Annotated in this window: 12 protein-coding genes; all 12 read left to right on the forward strand. The window is 66.2% G+C overall.

The features are described from left to right. The first annotated feature begins 58 nt into the window (after nucleotides 1-58). Entirely contained in the window at nucleotides 59-337 is a 279-nt protein-coding gene (locus NTV05_15600) for a GlsB/YeaQ/YmgE family stress response membrane protein (GenBank protein ID MCX6545824.1), read from the forward strand. 38 nt (nucleotides 338-375) lie between these two features. Next, nucleotides 376-579, forward strand: coding sequence for a hypothetical protein (locus tag NTV05_15605; protein MCX6545825.1), 204 nt, complete (start codon nucleotides 376-378; stop codon nucleotides 577-579). A 64-nt stretch (nucleotides 580-643) separates the two neighbouring features. Continuing rightward, nucleotides 644-850, forward strand: a complete 207-nt coding sequence (locus NTV05_15610) for a hypothetical protein (GenBank protein ID MCX6545826.1) — start codon at nucleotides 644-646, stop codon at nucleotides 848-850. 56 nt (nucleotides 851-906) lie between these two features. Further along, a complete protein-coding gene (locus NTV05_15615; GenBank protein MCX6545827.1) occupies nucleotides 907-3,024 on the forward strand; it encodes a C39 family peptidase in 2,118 nt (705 codons plus the stop codon). A 105-nt stretch (nucleotides 3,025-3,129) separates the two neighbouring features. Continuing rightward, the gene (locus NTV05_15620) at nucleotides 3,130-3,516 is read left to right on the forward strand and encodes a hypothetical protein (GenBank protein MCX6545828.1); all 387 of its coding nucleotides are present in this window, start codon (nucleotides 3,130-3,132) and stop codon (nucleotides 3,514-3,516) included. A 48-nt stretch (nucleotides 3,517-3,564) separates the two neighbouring features. Then, complete coding sequence (locus tag NTV05_15625; protein MCX6545829.1) at nucleotides 3,565-5,391, forward strand: ABC transporter ATP-binding protein; 1,827 nt, start codon at nucleotides 3,565-3,567, stop codon at nucleotides 5,389-5,391. Between the two features lie 32 nt (nucleotides 5,392-5,423). Further along, nucleotides 5,424-6,437: a hypothetical protein gene (locus NTV05_15630; protein MCX6545830.1), complete on the forward strand. Its 1,014-nt coding sequence runs from the start codon at nucleotides 5,424-5,426 to the stop codon at nucleotides 6,435-6,437. Between the two features lie 52 nt (nucleotides 6,438-6,489). Continuing rightward, nucleotides 6,490-7,620 carry a phospholipase D-like domain-containing protein gene (locus NTV05_15635; protein ID MCX6545831.1) on the forward strand — a complete coding sequence of 377 codons (1,131 nt, stop codon included), beginning with the start codon at nucleotides 6,490-6,492 and terminating at the stop codon, nucleotides 7,618-7,620. Then, the gene (locus NTV05_15640; GenBank protein MCX6545832.1) at nucleotides 7,617-8,228 is read left to right on the forward strand and encodes a hypothetical protein; all 612 of its coding nucleotides are present in this window, start codon (nucleotides 7,617-7,619) and stop codon (nucleotides 8,226-8,228) included. The genes NTV05_15635 and NTV05_15640 overlap by 4 nt, the downstream gene beginning before the upstream one ends. Before the next feature lie 15 nt (nucleotides 8,229-8,243). Next, entirely contained in the window at nucleotides 8,244-9,161 is a 918-nt protein-coding gene (locus NTV05_15645) for a metallophosphoesterase (GenBank protein ID MCX6545833.1), read from the forward strand. An 84-nt stretch (nucleotides 9,162-9,245) separates the two neighbouring features. Then, nucleotides 9,246-9,911 (forward strand): Crp/Fnr family transcriptional regulator, encoded by a 666-nt coding sequence (locus NTV05_15650; protein MCX6545834.1) that lies wholly within the window; start codon nucleotides 9,246-9,248, stop codon nucleotides 9,909-9,911. Nucleotides 9,912-9,971: 60 nt separating this feature from the next. Continuing rightward, nucleotides 9,972-18,653, forward strand: coding sequence for a cyclic beta 1-2 glucan synthetase (locus tag NTV05_15655; protein ID MCX6545835.1), 8,682 nt, complete (start codon nucleotides 9,972-9,974; stop codon nucleotides 18,651-18,653). The last annotated feature ends 16 nt before the right edge of the window (nucleotides 18,654-18,669 follow it).

Below are 18,669 nucleotides of genomic sequence, written 5' to 3' on the forward strand. Positions count from 1 at the left end.
CCGAAACGACCGCCGGCCCGACGGCGCGTTCACCAGTCAGCGAAAGGACCATTCCGTCATGACGATCACATTACCGGGTCTCATCCTCCTCATCGTCATCGCAGCCGTCTGCGGATCGGTGGGGAAGGCCATCGCCGGGGGCGCCAGAGGCGGACTGATCGTCTCGGTCGCTCTCGGCTTCATCGGAGCCGCGCTCGGGCCCTGGATGGCAGGTAAGCTTGGCCTGTCGGAACCCCTCGTGCTCCAGATCGGCGGGCATCCCTTTCCGGTGCTGTGGTCGATCATCGGCGCCGCGATCTTCGTCGCGATCATCCACCTTGTCTCCAGGCGGCGGTAGATGAGGGTCAACCTCGAAAGCGCGTCACGGAGGACAACATGAAGTCAATGCACATGTATCTGGTGGGGTACGTCATTGCCGTGGGCGGACTCATCGCCGCGCTGTGGAAGCTTGGCGTGCTCGATCGCGTGGGGCCGACGTGGACGGTGATTGGAGTCGTGATCGCGATCGGGCTGGGGGTCATGCTATCGGTCTCAATCGGGACGTCGAAGACCGTCGAGGTGGACGAGAAGCACTCGTAGACAGCCCGTGGCGAAAATCGGAACGGGCCGCCAGGCGGCCACAGTTCAGGATGAGGGGGATGACATGCGGATAGTTGGAGTCGTCGTGCTGGTGGCCGGGATTCTGGCGCTCGTCTATGGCGGGTTCAGTTACACCAAAGAGACCCACGACGCCAAGCTGGGTCCCATCGAGATCTCCGTGAGCGAGAAACAGCAGGTCAATGTGCCCGTGTGGGCGGGCGTCGTCCTTGCGGTTGTGGGCGGCGGGATCTTGCTCAGCGGAAGGAAGTAGCCTGGTCACTGCCGGGTCCCTCGGTGGAGCCGGCACGTCTGCTGATCATGTGCAATATGTCTCGCTTCACTCGGGCTGTCGCCGTCGCGCTGGTGGGCGCGGCGCTTTCCGTGGCCGGCCAAGCCGTGGCCGCGAGTGCATCGGAGCCCTCCAATGTTCACGCGCTGCTCGACGTCCCGTACGTCTCCCAGACTCCCGAACTGTGCGGGGGAGCCGCGGTCGCCATGGTTCTGCGGTATTGGGGCGAGCGCGGTGTGTTTCCCCAGGACTTCGCGTCATTTGTTGGCGCGGGTGACGGTGGGATTCTCACGGGCGCGCTGACATCGGCGGTTCGCAACCGCGGCTGGCAGGCCTTTGTCGTGCCCGCGGGTGAGGATGTTGGCCACTTGCGGATTCGATCGGAGATCGATCGGGGCCGGCCGCTCATCGCGCTCATCGAAGTTGGCACCCGCACCTATCACTATGTGGTGATCGTGGGCACGACGGATCAGGCGGTCGTGATCCATGATCCCGCGCGCGCGCCCTTCCGAGTGATGCCGTGGGCCGAGTTCGACCGGGCGTGGGCGGGCACCGGAAAATGGATGATGCTCGTGCTTCCTCCAGAGAAGATCCCGACTGGCGCCAGTCGGGGGAACGTTTCGCCCGCCTCATCGGCCGTTGCCGTTGAGGCCGGCCAGACGGCCTGCGGTGCGCTCGTGGACCGCGGCGTGCAGATGGCGCTCGCCGGCGACGGTGAGGGCGCCGAACTCGTGCTGGTCGCCGGCACGCGGCTCTGTCCAGCTGATCCGGCCTCGTGGCGGGAGCTGGCGGGATTGCGATTCTCGCAGTCGCGCTGGTCCGAGGCCCAGGCGCTGGCGCTCTCCGCCCTTGGCCTCGCGCCAGAAGACGACTATGCGTGGCAGCTTGTGGCGACCAGTCGATACTTGATGGGCGATTTGATAGGAGCGCTCGACGCCTGGAACCGTACGGGCGAGCCGCGTGTCGACACCACCACGATTCACGGCGCCGGGCGGACACGGCAGCCGGTTGTGGTTCGCGCCGCCGGGCTGCAGCCCCGACAGGTGCTGACCGCCGAGGCGATGGGGCGCGCGCTGCGCCGCCTTCGCGACTTGCCGGTGGCATCCAACGCGCACGTGAGGTACGAACCCATCGCTGGCGGGCTTGCCACGCTCGACCTCAGCATTGACGAGCGCAGAGTTGCACCGAGCGGGTGGGTAGGGGCCGCGACCATGGGTGTGCGGGCGTCCCTGCTCCACGAACTGCGAGTCGACGTCGCCGGGCCCTTCGGTGCCGGCGAGCTGATGAGCGGAGCGTGGCGGTGGCAAACGGGGCGTCCGCGCGTGTCGCTCGGGCTGGCGCTTCCGGCTCCTCAGGGGCTTCCCGGCATCGCCTCGCTCGACGCGTCGTGGGAGCGGCAGTCGTACGGTGCGACGTCGCCGGCAGGCGACGCAACGCTCGTTCGCGAGGAACGTAGCCGCGTAGGGCTGTCTCTTGCCGATTGGTCCACCAGTCGGATCCGGTGGCAGGCTGGCGCCGCGCTCGACCAACTGCGGGAATACGCCACATTCGATCAGCAACGCTTCGAACAACACGACTATCTCGCGCTGGAGAGTACGCTCGACGTCCGTCTGGCCCGCGACCGTCTCGCGGTGGTGGCATCGGCAGGCTCGTGGACGCCGTGGGCCGGCGGCCAGCGATTCAGCACGGGCGGGCTGCTCGCGGCGTGGCGTTCGACTGCCGACGTCAGCGCGCCATCGTTGTCGGCGGTGACCGAGATCGCGGTCACGAGCCGTGCGGCGCCGCTGGCTCTGTGGCGAGGAGCAGGCACGGGTCAGGGGCGCAGCGGCCTGCTCCGCGCGCACCCGCTGCTCGACGGGGCGGTGCTGACAGGCCCGGTCTTCGGCCGCGAAGTCGCGCGCGGCTCGCTTGAGTACGAGCGGCCGGTGATGCGCGCGCTCGGAGGCGGTGTCTCGATCGCGACGTTTGTCGACGCCGCGCGGGCGTGGCACCGGCTCAACGGTCTCGAGACGTCGCCGCTCTACGTCGACGTCGGCATTGGTCTGCACGTGCACGCCGCAGGCCTCGGTGGCGGCGTCCGCCTCAACCTCGCGCGCGGCCTGCGCGGCGGAGGCACCAGACTCTCGGTCGGTTGGGCCACGGCCTGGCCTCGGTAATTCCCGATCTGGTGTGCTGTTCGGAACAGCGGGCCGCCGTCAGGCTCGCTATGCTCGACCCCGTCTGGTTCGACCGCCAGGCGGCGCGTCTTCTTGGAGGTGTGTATGCGTATCCGAAGGATCATCGTGACCGTCGTCGTGTCGTCGCTCCTGTGGAGTTCGTCCGCGATGGCGCAGCAACGCCACGTCGTCGATCCCGCGCAAATGCGTCAAGCCATTGCCGACCAGGCGCTGACCGACCAGCAGAATCGTGAAGCCGTGCTCAGCGTCCTGCAGCATTCGCAGGTCCGCGACCTGGCCAGCAGCCTCGGGCTGAGTGTGACGAAGGCCGAAAGCGCGATCGCCACGCTCGACAGCGTGGAACTGGCGAGCCTGGCTGGACCGGCCCTCATGGCTGACGCCCAGTTGGCGGGTGGGGGAAACCAGACGATCGTGATTTCGGTGACGACGCTCCTCCTGATCATCATCATCATCATCCTGGTTGCGCGCTAGGCCGGGCGATTGTGAACAGACGTGCCTGAACAGCCGGCCGCTCCTCCGATGTCTCAACGCCCGCCGCGGGCGTTGAGGATCATCGATCTGGTCCGGCCTCACTGGAAGGGGCTGACGCTCGCTCTAGTGGCCGTGGTGGGCGAGACGCTGACCAGCGTTCTCGAGCCGTGGCCGATCAAGCTCGTTGTCGACAACATTCTGCAGTCGAAGCACCTGCCCGGGCTCCTGGACCGGACAGTGGCCGGGATCTTCGGCCAGGGCCCGTACGCGATGCTGAACTTCGCCGTGGCCGCCGTGGCGGGCATCGCGCTGCTCGGCGCCATCAGCGCGTACTTCGAGAAGTACCTGACGACCAGCGTGAGTCAATGGGTGGGACACGACTTGCGCCGGACCATCTACCACCACATCCAGCGGCTGTCGCTCGCCGAGCACGACAAGGCTCGAACCGGCGACATGATCACGCGGGTCACCACCGACATCGAAGTGATCCAGAGCTTCATCGACTCGGCGCTGCTCGGCATCATCGTCAATCTGATGACCCTGGCCGGCATGATCGGCGTCATGTTCTACCTCAACTGGCGCTTCACGCTGATCGCGCTGTCGGTGATGCCCGTGCTCTTTGCGGTGGTGTACCGCTACACCGGGCGTATCAAGAAGGCCTCGCGCCGGGTGCGCAAGAAGGAGGGCGAACTGCTGTCGGTGGTGGAGGAAGTGCTGACGTCAATTCGTGTGGTGAAGGCGTTTGCGCGGGAAGACTACGAGCAGGAACGATTCGAGACGGAGAGTCTGGCCAACGTCGAGGCTGGCCTCGAGGCCCGGAGTCTCAAGGCCAAGCTGGCCCCGGTCGTCGAGGTGATCGTCGCCGCCGGAACCTGCCTCGTGCTGTGGTACGGCGCGCGGCTCGCGCTGGCCGGCGAGCTCAGCGCGGGCGTGCTCATCGTCTTCCTCCTGTACCTGGGCAAGATGTACAAGCCCATGCGCGATCTCTCGAAGATGAGCGACGTCGTCTCAAAAGCCGCCGTTGGCTACGAGCGGCTTCAGGAAGTGCTCGGGATTGAGAACGACGTTCGCGACGCGCCTCGCGCGCGCCGGGCTCCGAAGTTCACTGGCCAGATCGAGTTCAACAAGGTCAGCTTCAACTACGGGGCCGACAAGCCGATCATCACGGATGTGAGCTTCAAGGTCGAAGCCGGACAGGTCGCGGCCATTGTCGGCCCGTCAGGAGCAGGGAAGACGACCATCGTGAGCCTGATCCCGCGATTCTACGATCCGGTGTCCGGACAGGTCCTCATCGAAGGCGCCGACATCAGGCGGTACCAGTTGAAGTCGCTGCGCGACCAGATGAGCTTTGTGCTGCAGGACACCCTGCTCTTCCGCGCGACGATCTGGGAGAACATCGCGTACGGCAAGCCTGGCGCGCCGACGGCCGAGATCAGGCGCGCGGCCGAGCTCGCCAACGCCCATGAATTCATCGACGCCATGCCCGACGGTTACGACACGATGGTCGGTGAACGCGGCGTCACGCTCTCGGGCGGTCAACGGCAGCGCATCGCGATTGCGCGCGCCGTCATTCGCGACACGCCCATCCTGATTCTCGACGAACCAACGGCCGGCCTCGACGCGGTCTCCGAGCAGGCTGTCATGGAGGCCCTGAACAGACTGATGCAGGGGCGGACGTCCGTCGTCATCGCCCATCGGCTCGGCACAATCCAGCACGCCGACGTGATCTTCGTGATCAAGGACTGCGCGCTGGCTGAACAGGGCACGCACGACACGCTGATGGCCCTGGGCGGGGTGTATGCGGAATTGCACAGTATCCAGACGCCCGATGGTGCCACCATCGGGACAGCCCCACCTGCGGTCGTGTCGCAATGACGGTTGCCGAAACGCGTCGAAGGACGATGACGATGAGACGAACCACTTCGCAGTTGTGCGCGATGCTCTTGCTGGCGCTGGCATTCTTGTCGGCTGGCGTCACCGCGCAGAAACCGGATTCAGAGGACTGGAAGACCGCCGCCGCCGCGTTCCCGGAGCGAATCTGGCGTGATCTGGGCGACACCTCGTCTCTGGACTTGACCTACGGGGCTGGTGGACGGGAGCACGCGCCGGACCCGGCCGACACGTTCACATTCGTCAGCGAGGACCTGGCCAACACAAGCCCGAAGTTCGAGGTCATCGACGGGCAGGGTGTGAAGTGGAAGGTGAAGCTGGGGGAGGAATCGCGGTCGGAGACGGCGGCGACGAGGTTCTTGTGGGCGGCCGGATATTTTGTTGATGAGGACTATTACCTGGCCGAACTCACGGTGAAGGATCTGCCGACGCTGCACCGGGGCCAGAAGTTCGCGTCCTCCGGGGGCCGGGTCAACGGCGCCCGCCTGGAGCGGAAACTGGCAGGAGTCAAGAAGCTCGGAGACTGGGACTGGTTCGACAATCCGTTTGTCGGGCAGCGCGAAATGAACGCCCTGCGCGTCATGATGTCGCTCGTGAACAACTGGGATCTGAAGCAGGTCAACAACGCCGTCTATGTCGTCAACGGCGAACGCCACTTCGCCATCAGCGACCTTGGGGCGTCGTTCGGAAAGACGGGCAGGATCGGCTCGCAGACCAAGGGCGAGCCTGGAGACTATGGCGCATCGAAGTTCATCGCGAAGGACACATCGGAGTCCATCGACTTCGTGATGCACAGCCGCCCCCTATTCTTCTTTGTGGTTTCCCCTTCCTACTACCGTGAACGGACCCGGATGGAGAAGATCACCAAGCACATCCCGCGTGCCGACGCGCACTGGCTTGGGCAGCGGCTGTCGGCATTGAGCGAGGGCCAGATCCGCGACGGCTTCCGGGCCGCCGGGTTTGAAACCGCCGACGTCGACACCCTCACCAGGACTCTTCGGCAACGGATTGCGGCGCTGGAGGCACTGTGATCGAGCGCACGCAACGACGGCCCTGGGGATCGGCAGCAGGGGAGGCCCGGTCGTGAGACTGATCGTCGAGCCGTTGGACGGTGTCGCGCCGCTCGTTGCCGCAATCAGGCGCGCCAGGAAGAGCGTGGAGATTGCCGTCTTCCGCCTCGATCGCAAAGACCTCGAAGAGGCGCTGGTGGCAGCGGCCGCGCGGGGCGTCCGGGTCACCGCGCTGATTGCGTTCGCGAACCGCGGGGGCGAGCAACGCCTGCGGCAGCTCGAATTGCGGTGCCTCGACGCCGGAATCATCGTGGCGCGCACGGCCGACGACCTGATCCGGTACCACGGCAAGTACATCCTGATTGACCGCCGCGTCCTGTACGTTCTGTCGTTCAACTTCACGCGTCTCGATATCGATCACAGCCGGGGATTCGGCGTCTTCACCAACCGGCCGGACTGCGTCCAGGAAGCGGCGAAGCTGTTTACGGCCGACTGCACGCGGACTCCCTACGCGCCGAAGATCGAGACGTTTGTCGTCAGTCCGGCGAATTCGCGGCATGTGCTGGGGACGTTCCTGAAGCGGGCGAAGAAGGAGCTCTTGATCTACGACCCGAAGATCTCGGACAGGGAGATGCTGGGGATCCTGCGCGCGCGCACGAAGGCGGGTGTCGAGGTCAGGGTGATCGGGCAAGTGTCGGGAAAGGTTCCGTTCGAGGTGAAGAAGCTGGCGGGCATGCGGCTCCACACGCGCACCATCATCCGAGACCGGCGCCAGGCCTTTGTCGGCAGCCAGAGCCTTCGGCCAGCCGAACTGGACTCACGCCGGGAGGTGGGCCTCGTCGTTCAGAACCCGAGAGCCGTAAACAAACTCATCGACACATTCGAGTCCGACTGGGCCGCAACGGTCACCAGGAGCGCGCCGGTATCGCAAGACGCCGCCGCCGCGCCGATTGAGACGCCGACCACTGCGACTCCCAAGGAGGTCGCCAAGGCGGTTGACGTCTTCACTCAGGAACTGCAGTCGCTGAGCGTCACCGTGAAGAAGGCGGTGAGGCAGGCAGTGGTCAAGGCCGGAGATGACGTGCTCCACGACAAGGACGTCAAGGACACGATGAAGCAAGTCGTCAAGGTGGCGGTAAAAGAAGCCGTCAAGGATGCGGTTCAAGAGGCCCAAGAGGCTCTGCCGCCGAGGAGAGTTGAATGAACACGAAGCGTTGGATTCGAAGTCGAGGGGCATCAGGGCTGGTGGCCCTCGCCCTGTCGGTTGCCGCCCCCGCGATGCTGGCGTGCCAGGCTGCCCCGCCGAACACCGCACGACCCGAAGATGCCGTTGGCTTCAAGGAGTTTTCCGTCGGCCTGGATGCGTACCTCAAGCTGCAGAAGACCGTCGCGTCAAGCATTCCCGCCCTTAAGTCCACGGACTTGCCGGAGATGATTACGGCGTATCAGCAGGCGCTGGCGAGGAAGATCCGGGAGGCCAGGCCGACCGCGAAGCCGGGCGACATCTTCACGCCCGCGGCCTGCGAGGCGTTTCGCCGCGCCAGCCGTGCCGCTCTCCAGGGTCCGAACTCGGCCAAATCGCGCGCGGACACGAAACCGGGCGCGGCCAACCCGGACATGGCGCTGGAGGTGAACGGGATCTACCCGGACACCGAACCGATCACACAGTTCTCGCCCGAACTGCTGGCGGCGTTTCCGCCGCTTCCCGCCGAGGTCGCCTACCGCATCGTTGGTCGGACACTGCTGATGATTGACGTGAAATCGCGCCTGATCGTCGACGTCGCCCGCCTCATTCTTCCCCCCGCTTCATAGGAACTGGATTCACATATGCGACGTCGTAGCATTCTCTCTGTGGTGCTGCTGGCTGCGGTCACGCTGGCGCTGTCGGCCGCGGTCACGCTGGCGCCATCCACCCAGGCCACGCCCGTTCAGGCTGTCATCGGCGTGGCCCCCTTCGCGTTTCCGCTGCAGGCGAATTCGGTCCGCTTCGCGGCGATTGGCGATTTTGGCACGGGCGGGCGGCCTCAAATCGAGGTTGCGCAGCAGATGGTCAAGTCGCGTGCGGTCTTCCCATTCGAGTTCGTCATCACCCTGGGTGACAACATCTACACGGGCAGTCAGCCGTCCGACTTCGAGTTGGCCTTCGCCGTGCCCTACAAGGCGCTCCTGGATGCCGGCGTGCCGTTCTACGCCGTGCTGGGGAACCACGACGCCACGAACCAGCGGTTCTACAAGCCGTTCAACATGAACGGGGCGAACTATTACGCCTACAAGAAGGGCAACGTACGCTTCTTCGCCCTGGACTCCAACTACATGGACCAGAAGCAGACGGCGTGGATCGAGACCCAACTGCGGGATGCCGGCAACGGAGACTGGAAGATCGTCTACCTCCATCATCCGCTGTACTCCTCCGGAAGGTTCCACGGTTCGGCCATGGATCTACGGAAGGTGCTCGAACCCCTGTTCGTCAAGTACGGCGTTGATGTCGTGCTGGCCGGCCACGACCACGTGTACGAGCGCGTGCGCCCGCAGCGGGGCATCTACTACTTCACCGAAGGGGCATCCGGCCAGTTGCGCGCAGGCAACCTGGCGCCGTCGCCGATCACGGCGAAAGGCTTCGACACCGATCGCTCGTTCTTGATGATCGAGATCGCCGGTGACGACCTGTACTTTCAAACGACGTCACGCACGGGCGCGGCGGTCGACTCCGGCGTGATCCACCGCACGATTCGACCGGCACCATGAGGCGCTCCGCATGAGTGACGGGCGCATGATCCGGGTGTTCAATTTGGTACATCGCGTGGCGCAACCCCGCGGGATCATGGCGCTATGAGAACGAAACGTGCCTGCCTCCCGGCTCCATTCGATGCCCAGGGGTTTCTCGATTCGGCCGGCGCGGCGAGAGCGATCGTGGCGTATGCGAGATCGGAAACGATCTTCTCGCAGGGCGATGTTGGCGACAGCGTACTGTACATTCAGCGGGGAGGCGTGCGGCTGTCGGTCGTCTCCAAGGTCGGCAGGGAGGCCATTGTCGCGATGCTCGGCCCCGGCGACTTCTGCGGCGAGGGCGGACTGGCGGGGCAGTCGATCCGCATGGCCACCGCGACGGCGATCACCCCGACCACGGTGCTGGTGATTCCCAAGGCCGAGATGATCCGGGTGCTGCACGCGGAGCACGCGCTGTCGGATCGCTTTATCGCGTACATGCTGAGCCGAAACATCCGCATCGAAGAGGATCTGATCGATCAACTCTTCAACTCGAGCGAAAAGCGGCTGGCCCGCGCCCTGCTACTGCTCGCCCGCTACGGCAAACAGGACGTGCCGACGCGCGTACTTCCCAGGATGTCGCAGGCGTCGCTGGCCAGCATGGTGGGGACGACCCGCTCACGTGTGAATGGCTTCCTGAACAAGTTCAAGCGGCTCGGGTTCATCGAAGACGGTGGTGGCGGCATCACCATCAACAGCTCCCTCTTGAGCGTCGTGCTTCACGACTAGCTGACATCCCGCACCAGCCTGTTCACGTTGGAACAGGGGCAGACGGCGCCTGCCCTCAGGATGGGGCAAGGAAAGGCAAACCTTCGCGTGGAGATCAGCCAGAAGACATTTCGCGATCCCCTCGTCTCGCTGCGCGACGCGATCACTCGCCGGCCGGGCTTCTCGCCAACTTTTGCCGGTGAGGAACCTCCATTGCGCGCGGAGTTGTTCAGCAGGGAGCAGATGGCGCAGCACGGCCGCGTGCTGGCCGGATCGCACCGCCTGGGACGGATGCGCGGCTCGGACAGGCTTCTGACGCGGCTGGCGCAGAACGAGACCCTGATCACCGCCGTCCGGGCCCTGCTGAACGAGGCCGTCAACGACGACCGCCGGATCACGCCCGCTGGCGAGTGGCTGCTCGACAACTTCTATCTGATCGAGGCACAGATCCGCACGGCGCGGCGGCACCTGCCGCCAGGCTACAGCCGCGAGCTGCCACGCCTGGCCGACGGCCCGTCAGCTGCACTGCCGCGGGTCTACGACATCGCCCTCGAGACCATCTCCCACGGCGACGGCCGCCTCGACACCGAGGGCCTCGGCCTGTTCGTGTCGGCATACCAGACGATGGCGCCGCTGACGATCGGCGAGCTGTGGGCCATTCCGATCATGCTGCGGCTGGCCCTGCTCGAGAATCTCCGCCGCGTGGCGGCCAGGATCGGGGCCGACCGGGTCAGCCGGAACGGCGCCGACTACTGGGCGGACCTGATGACGGCAATCGCGGAGAAGGATCCGAAGAGCCTGATTCTGTTGATCGCCGACATGGCGCGATCCGATCCGCCGATGGTCGGGTCGTTTGTCGCCGAGTTCGCGCGGCGGCTGCAGGGCAAGAGCCCGGCGCTCGCCCTGCCGCTCACCTGGATCGAGCAGCGTCTGTCGGATGACGGTCTGACAATCGAACACCTGGTGCAATCGGAAAACCAGCAGCAGGCGGCCGACCAGGTGTCCATCAGCAACAGCATCAGCAGCCTGAGATTCCTCGGGGCCTCCGACTGGCGGGACTTCGTCGAGGCGAGAAGCGTCGTGGAGCGGACCCTGCGGGAGGATCCGGTCAACGTGTATCCCCTGATGGACTTCGCGACGCGAGACCAGTACCGGCATGTCGTGGAGACGACGGCCAGACGCAGCGGCCAGACGGAGGGCGACGTCGCCACGCTGGCAATCAGGCTCGCCCGGGACGCCGCCGCGACGGCACTTCCCGACGCTCGAGAGGCGCACGTCGGGTACTACCTGGTTGGCCCTGGGCTTCCACAACTCGAGCGGGCAGCGCACGCGCGATTCTCGATCGCCGAAGGCTTCCGACGCGCGTGTCTCAGGCACCCGCTGATGCTCTATCTCGGAACCATCTTCGCGCTGACGGTGCTGCCCGGCGCGGCCGTGATCACACGGATGCACGCCGATGGTGCGGAAGGCCGGCTTCTGGCGCTGGTCGGTCTGTTCCTCCTGCTGTGCACTGGCCAGGTGGCCGTCGCGGTCGTCAATGCCCTGGTGCCTCGCCTGGCAACGCCCCGGGCGCTGCCGAAGATGGATCTGTCGGAAGGGATTCCTCCGGACTCGCGGACGCTGGTCGTGGTACCGACGATGATCACGAGCGCACAGAACGTCGAGCACATGATCGAGGCCCTCGAGGTGCGCTTTCTCGGCAATCGGGACGGTCAGCTGGCGTTCGGCCTTCTGACCGACCTGGCCGATGCCGCAGAAGAAACGCTTCCCGAGGATGAGGCGCTCGAGTGTCTCGCCGTGCGCCTGATCGACAGCCTGAACGAGAAGTACCCGGTAGCAGTGCAACACGGTGCGTCCCCGCAAGGCCCGTTCTTTCTCTTTCACCGCCCGCGGCGCTGGAATCCGGCGGAGCGCGTCTGGATGGGATACGAGCGCAAACGAGGGAAGCTCGCCGACCTGAACGGGCTGCTTCGCGGTCAATCCAGCGGCCAGTTCTCGCGCGTCGTCGGAGATACCGGGATCCTGCAGCAGGTGAAATACGTCATCACGCTCGACGCGGATACACAGCTGCCGCGGGACGCTGCGCGTCTGCTGGTCGGCGCCATGATGCATCCGCTCAACCGGGCGCTGTATGACAAGGGCAAGGGGCGCGTGACGGAAGGGTACGGCATTCTGCAGCCCCGCGTGGCCGTCAGCCTCACGGGTGCGAACCGGTCACGGTATGCCCGGCTGTGGGCCAGCGAGCCCGGCATCGATCCCTATACGCGCATCGTGTCCGACGTGTACCAAGACCTGTTTGGCGAAGGCTCCTTCATCGGGAAGGGCATCTACGACGTGGACGCGTTCGAGCTTGCAGTGGGCGGTCGCCTTCCGGAGAATCGAATCCTCAGCCACGACCTGCTCGAAGGCTGCTACGTCCGCGCCGGGCTCGTGACTGACGTGCAGGTGTACGAGGAGTCCCCGTCCCGCTACGACGAGGACGTGCGGCGCCGCTACCGCTGGATCCGCGGTGACTGGCAGCTCTGGCGCTGGTTGTTGCCGGCGGTTCCGGGCCGCGAAGGACGCCGCGTTCGGAACCCGCTATCTGCGCTCAGCCGGTGGAAGCTCCTCGACAACCTGCGCAGAAGCGTCGCTCCAGCGGGACTGTTGGGCCTGCTGCTCGTTTCGTGGGCAGTGCTGTCGCCCGCCTGGGGATGGACCCTCGCCGGCATCGGCTGCCTGCTGCTCCCCGTTCTGGTGGCGTCGCTTCCAGGGCTTGTGCGAAGGCCCGAAGATGTGCCGCTGGCCACGCATCTCGAGACCAGTGTCCGCTCACTTGGACGTCAGGCTGCGCAGGCGCTGCTGGTGCTCGCGTGCCTTCCATACGAGGTGTTCTTCAGTCTCGACGCCGCTCTCCGCACAGTCGCGCGATTGCTCGTGACGCACAGACGCCTGCTCCAGTGGACGCCATCTGGCGATCGGGCGGACGCCTCGAGGCAAGGCCTGGCCGGTGCGTGGACGAGGATGTGGATCGCGCCTGCCGTCGCCTGCGTCACCGGAGTGTGGCTGTGGATGGCCCGTCCGTCGAGCCTGGCCGTCGCGGTTCCGATCCTGCTCCTCTGGTCTGCCGCACCGGTCATCACGTGGCACGTCAGCCGTCCGATGAAGCGCCGTGGAGAGCGGCTGACGGCCGATCAACTGCGCTTCCTTCACAGTATGGCGCGCAAGACGTGGGGCTTCTTCGACACCTACGTCGGGCCCGCCGATCACTGGCTGCCGCCTGATAACTACCAGGAACTGCCGGCGCTTGGCGTCGCGCATCGCACGTCGCCGACCAACATGGGACTGGCGCTGCTTGCCAATCTGTCCGCTCATGATTTCGGGTACCTCTCGACGGGCCGGCTCGTGGATCGCACCACGCGAGCGTTCCAGGCGATGTCGGCGATGGAGCGCCACCGTGGCCATTTCTACAACTGGTACGACACCCTGTCGCTCGTGCCGCTCGAGCCTCGGTACATCTCGTCGGTCGACAGTGGCAACCTGGCCGGACACCTCCTGACGCTCCGGCCTGGACTGATCGCGCTTGCCGGCGAACCAATCCTGCCCGCGCGCGCCTTTCAGGGCCTGCGCGACACGATCGAGATCGTGGCCGAAACCACACGGGCCGCGCCGATGTCCGCGCTGTCGCCGCTGCAGCAGACACTCCACGCGGCCTGCGAATTCCCGCCGCAGACCATCGCGGCCGGCCGGTTGATCCTCGAACGCCTCGCGGTGGAGAGCCGCGCGCTGGCGACGGCGCTGACCAGCTCGGCCGATCACGTGGCGAGCCGATGGGCCTCCGCGGCGGCCAACCAGTGCCGCGATATCCTGGGCGATCTCGCGTGCGTGGCGCCCTGGGAGGGGCCATCCGCGCCCGCGACGCCCCAGGCACGCGTCCCAGAGTTCACCTCCATCCCGACGCTCGAGGAGTTGGCGGCGCTCGACAGTGAGTGGGCCGGCCCAGCCAGGGCCAGGATCGCGGCGATCGCCGGCCTCGCGGCGCGTGCGGTCGATCTGGCGGACATGGAGTGGGACTTCCTGTTCGACCGGACCCGCCAGGTTCTGTCGATAGGGTACAACGTCGCCGATCGTCGCCGCGATTCCAGCTACTACGACCTGCTCGCCTCGGAGGCGCGACTCAGCACGTTTGTCGCGATCGCACAGGGCCACCTGCCGCAGGAGAGCTGGTTCGCACTCGGCCGGTTGCTCACCACGGCCGCAGGCGAGCCGGTGCTGCTGTCGTGGAGCGGCTCGATGTTCGAGTACCTCATGCCGCTTGTCGTCATGCCCGGGTACGACGAGACACTGCTCGACCAGACATGCAAGGCGGCGGTCAAGCGCCAGATTGAATATGGCAGGCACTGCGGGGTGCCGTGGGGCATTTCCGAGTCGGGGTACAACCTGCTCGATGTGCGGCTCGCCTACCAGTACCGCGCGTTCGGCGTGCCTGGTCTCGGCCTCAAGCGCGGCCTCGCCGACGACCTCGTCGTGGCACCGTACGCGTCGGCTCTCGCGCTGATGGTGTCGCCCGCCGCCGCCTGCTCGAACCTGCAGCGGCTCGCCGCTGACGGCTTCGAAGGGGATCTCGGCTTCTACGAGGCAATCGACTATACGCCGACGCGCCTGCCGCGCGGTCACTCGCACGCGCTCGTCCGCGCCTACATGGCACATCACCAGGGGATGACATTCCTTTCGCTGGCGCAGGTGCTGCTCGATGGCCTGATGCAGAAGCGCTTTGCGTCCGACCCGGCCTTCCAGGCCACAGCCTTGCTGCTCCAGGAGCGGATCCCGCGCGTCAGCGCCTTCTACCTGCCGGCCACGCCCGCGTCGGACGCCCGCACGGCACCAGCCAGCACGCAGATCGCAGTGCGATCGATTAGCGGGCCAGACACCCCCGCTCCCGAGGTCCAACTGCTGTCGAACGGACGGTATCACCTCGTGGTCACCAACGCGGGCGGCGGTTACAGCCGGTGGAAGGAATTCGCTGTGACCCGCTGGCGCGAGGACGCGACGTCGGACAACTGGGGAACGTTCTGCTACCTCCGGGACGTCTCGAGTGGCGCCTTCTGGTCGGCCGCGCACCAGCCGACGCTGCAGCCGGCCGATCGGTTCGAGGTGGTGTTTTCCGAGGCCCGCGCCGAGTTCCGCAGCAGGAGCAACCAGATCGAGAGCTACCTCGAAATCGCCGTGTCGCCCGAAGACGATGTCGAATTGCGCCGGTTGCGGCTGACCAACTGCGGCCGCACGCGCCGCATGATTGAAGTGACGACGTACGCGGAGGTGGCGCTGGCCGCTCCGGCTGCCGACGCGCTCCACCCCGCGTTCAGCAACCTCTTCGTCCAGACCGAGGTTGTCCCCGATCAGCGTGCCATTCTCTGCACCAGGCGACCGCGATCGCGCGACGAGTCTTCCCCCTGGATGTTCCACCTGATGGCGGCGCACGGCGCGTCGGCCGGGAGCGCGCTCTCGTACGAGACGGATCGGCTCCGCTTCCTGGGCCGCGGGCGAACGCCAGCCGATCCGCGCGCGATGCGCGACTTCGGGCCTCTGTCCGGCGCAACCGGATCGGTACTTGATCCGATCGTCGCCATCCGCGGCCGGTACAGTATCGAGCCCGACGAGTCGATCACGATCGACATCGTCTCGGGCGTGGCCGAGACGCGCGGCGCCTGTCTGGGCCTCGTGAGCAAGTACCAGGACCGGAGGCTCGCCAATCGGGTGTTCGCCCTGGCGTCCACCCACGCGCAGGTCGTCCTGCGGCAGTTGAATGCCAGCGAATCGGACGCGCATCTCTATTGCCGCCTGGCCTCTTCGATCATCTACGCAAACCCGTCGCTGCGTGCCGATCCGGCCATCGTCATGACGAACCGGCGCGGGCAGTCCGCGTTGTGGGGCTCGTCGGTGTCAGGCGATCTGCCGATCGTACTGCTGCAGATCGGCGACGCGGCGCACATCGATCTGGTACGTCAGCTCGTGCAGGCCCACGCCTATTGGCGCTTGAAGGGGCTGGCGGTCGATCTGGTGATCTGGAACGAGGATCGCGCGGGATACCGGCAGTCGCTCCAGGAGCAGATCATCGGACTGATCGCGTCTGGCGTCGAGACCAACGCCCCGGCTCGTCCCGGCGCCGTGTTTGTCCGGCCTGCCGAACAGATCTCGAACGAGGACCGCGTGCTGTTCCAATCGGTCGCCAGGGTGATCATCACCGATGTCCACGGCTCGCTGGCCGACCAGATTGCCGGCCGGCAGCCCGACCCGCCGCCCACCCGATTCACGCCGACCCGGGTCATTCGCGCGTCGGATCCGGCGCCGCCGCCATTGCCACGCGGCGATCTCGTGTTCTTTAACGGGCGCGGCGGCTTCACGCCTGACGGTCGCGAGTACATCATCACGACCGGGCCCGAGACGGCGACCCCGGCGCCCTGGGTGAACGTGCTGGCGAACCCCGGATTCGGAACCGTGATCTCGGAGAGCGGTTCGGCGTACAGCTGGGCCGAGAACGCCCACGAATTCCGCCTGACGCCGTGGAACAACGACCCGGTGACTGACGCCGGTGGGGAAGCGATCTACGTCCGTGACGAGGAAAGCGGCCGGTTCTGGTCGCCGACGCCCCTGCCGGCAGGAACCGGCGGCCACTACACGACCCGCCATGGATTCGGCTACAGCGTGTTCGAGCACACCGAAGACGGCATCACGTCGGAGCTGTGGGTGTACGTCGATCTGGTGGCGCCGGTGAAATGGTCGGTCCTGAAGCTTCGCAACGGATCCGGCAGGGCGCGCCGCCTGTCAGCCACTGGCTACGTCGAATGGGTGCTGGGCGACCTCCGGGGCAAGTCCGCCCAGCACGTGGTCACGACGATCGATTCGGAGACCGGCGCCATTTTCGCCGAGAACACGTACAACGCCGAGTTTGCCGGCCGCACGGCCTTCTTTGATGCGGCCGACGCAAGCAGCGGCGTTTGTGGCGATCGCACCGAGTTCATCGGCCGCAACGGCACGCTCAGGCAGCCGGCGGCGATGTTGCGGTCGACGCTCTCCGGCCGCGTGGGAGGCGCGCTGGATCCGTGCGCGGCGATCCAGGTGGTCTTCGCGCTGGACGCGGGCGAAGAGCGCGAGATCGTCTTCAGGTTAGGCGCCGGGCGGGGCCAGGAAGACGCGGCAGGCCTGGTGAGGCGTGCCCGGGGTTCGGCTGCCGCACGCCGCGCGCTTGAAGAGGTGTGGGAGTACTGGAACCATACGCTCGGCGTCATCAACGTCGACACGCCCGACGCCGCGCTCAACACTCTGGCCAACGGCTGGCTCCTCTACCAGACCGTGGCGTGCCGGCTCTGGGGCCGAAGCGGCTTGTACCAGTCGGGAGGCGCCTTCGGCTTCCGCGACCAGTTGCAGGACGTAATGGCGCTGGTCCACGCCGAACCGCCGCTGGTCCGTCAGCACCTGTTGTTGTGCGCGTCGCGGCAGTTCCCGGAAGGCGACGTCCAGCACTGGTGGCATCCGCCCGGTGGTCGCGGCGTCCGCACGCATTGTTCGGACGACTACCTGTGGCTGCCGATGGCGGCGTGCCGCTATGTGGCGGCCACTGGCGACGCCGGCGTGCTCGATGAAATGGTCGCCTTCGTCGAAGGCCGTGCCGTGAACCCCGAGGAAGACTCCTACTACGACTTGCCCGCAACGTCCGAGAACCGCGCCAGCCTGTACACGCACTGTGTGCGTGCGATCGTGAGGGGCCTGCAGTTCGGCGCACACGGGTTGCCGCTGATTGGATCGGGAGACTGGAACGACGGTATGAACCTGGTTGGCGCCGGCGGACGGGGTGAGAGTGTCTGGCTGGGGTTCTTTCTCTACGCCGTCCTGATGCCGTTTGCCGACCTGGCCCGAAGGCACAACGACGCCGCCTTCGCGGATCGCTGCCTGTCGGAGGCGACGAAGGTGCGGCTCCATCTCGAAGAGAACGGCTGGGACGGGTCGTGGTACCGGCGTGCGTATTTCGACGATGGGTCGCCGCTCGGATCGTCGAGCAACCTCGAGTGTCAGATTGATTCGATTGCGCAGAGCTGGTCCGTGCTCTCCGGGGCCGCCGATCCGGCCCGCGCCCGCACCGCCCTGGACGCGGTGGACGCGCGGCTGGTTCGACGAGACGACGGCCTTGTCCGCCTGCTCGACCCGCCGTTCGACACCTCCACGCTCGACCCCGGGTATATCAAAGGATATGTGCCAGGTGTGCGCGAAAACGGGGGGCAGTATACACACGCGGCCATCTGGGCGGCGATGGCCTTCGCTGAACTCGGCGATGCGCGGCGCGCGTGGGACGTGTGGCGCCTGATCAACCCGCTCGCGCACGGGGCGTCACCGGCGGCGATCGAGACCTACAAAGTCGAGCCCTACGTGGTGGCCGCCGATGTCTACGCGGTGGACCCGCACGTCGGCCGCGGCGGATGGACCTGGTACACGGGGTCGGCCGCGTGGATGTACCGGCTGATCATCGAATCGCTGCTCGGCGTGACGCGGCTGGGCGACCAACTGCGAATTGCGCCGTGCCTCCCGGCGGACTGGCACGGTTTCACCGTGCATTACCGGTACGGCGAAACCGTCTATCATGTCGTCGTACACCAGACGCCCCCGGCGACCGGCGCCGAGCGGATCAGCGTCGACGGGCGCGATCAGGTTGGCATGGCGGTTGCGCTCGCCAACGATCGCGTGGAGCATGGCGTAGAGGTGTGGGTGCGATCGGCGAGTCGTACGTGAGGCTCTTCCCGATCGC

This window comes from Acidobacteriota bacterium, from assembly GCA_026393755.1.
In the GTDB taxonomy this organism is placed as follows: domain Bacteria; phylum Acidobacteriota; class Vicinamibacteria; order Vicinamibacterales; family JAKQTR01; genus JBAXOX01.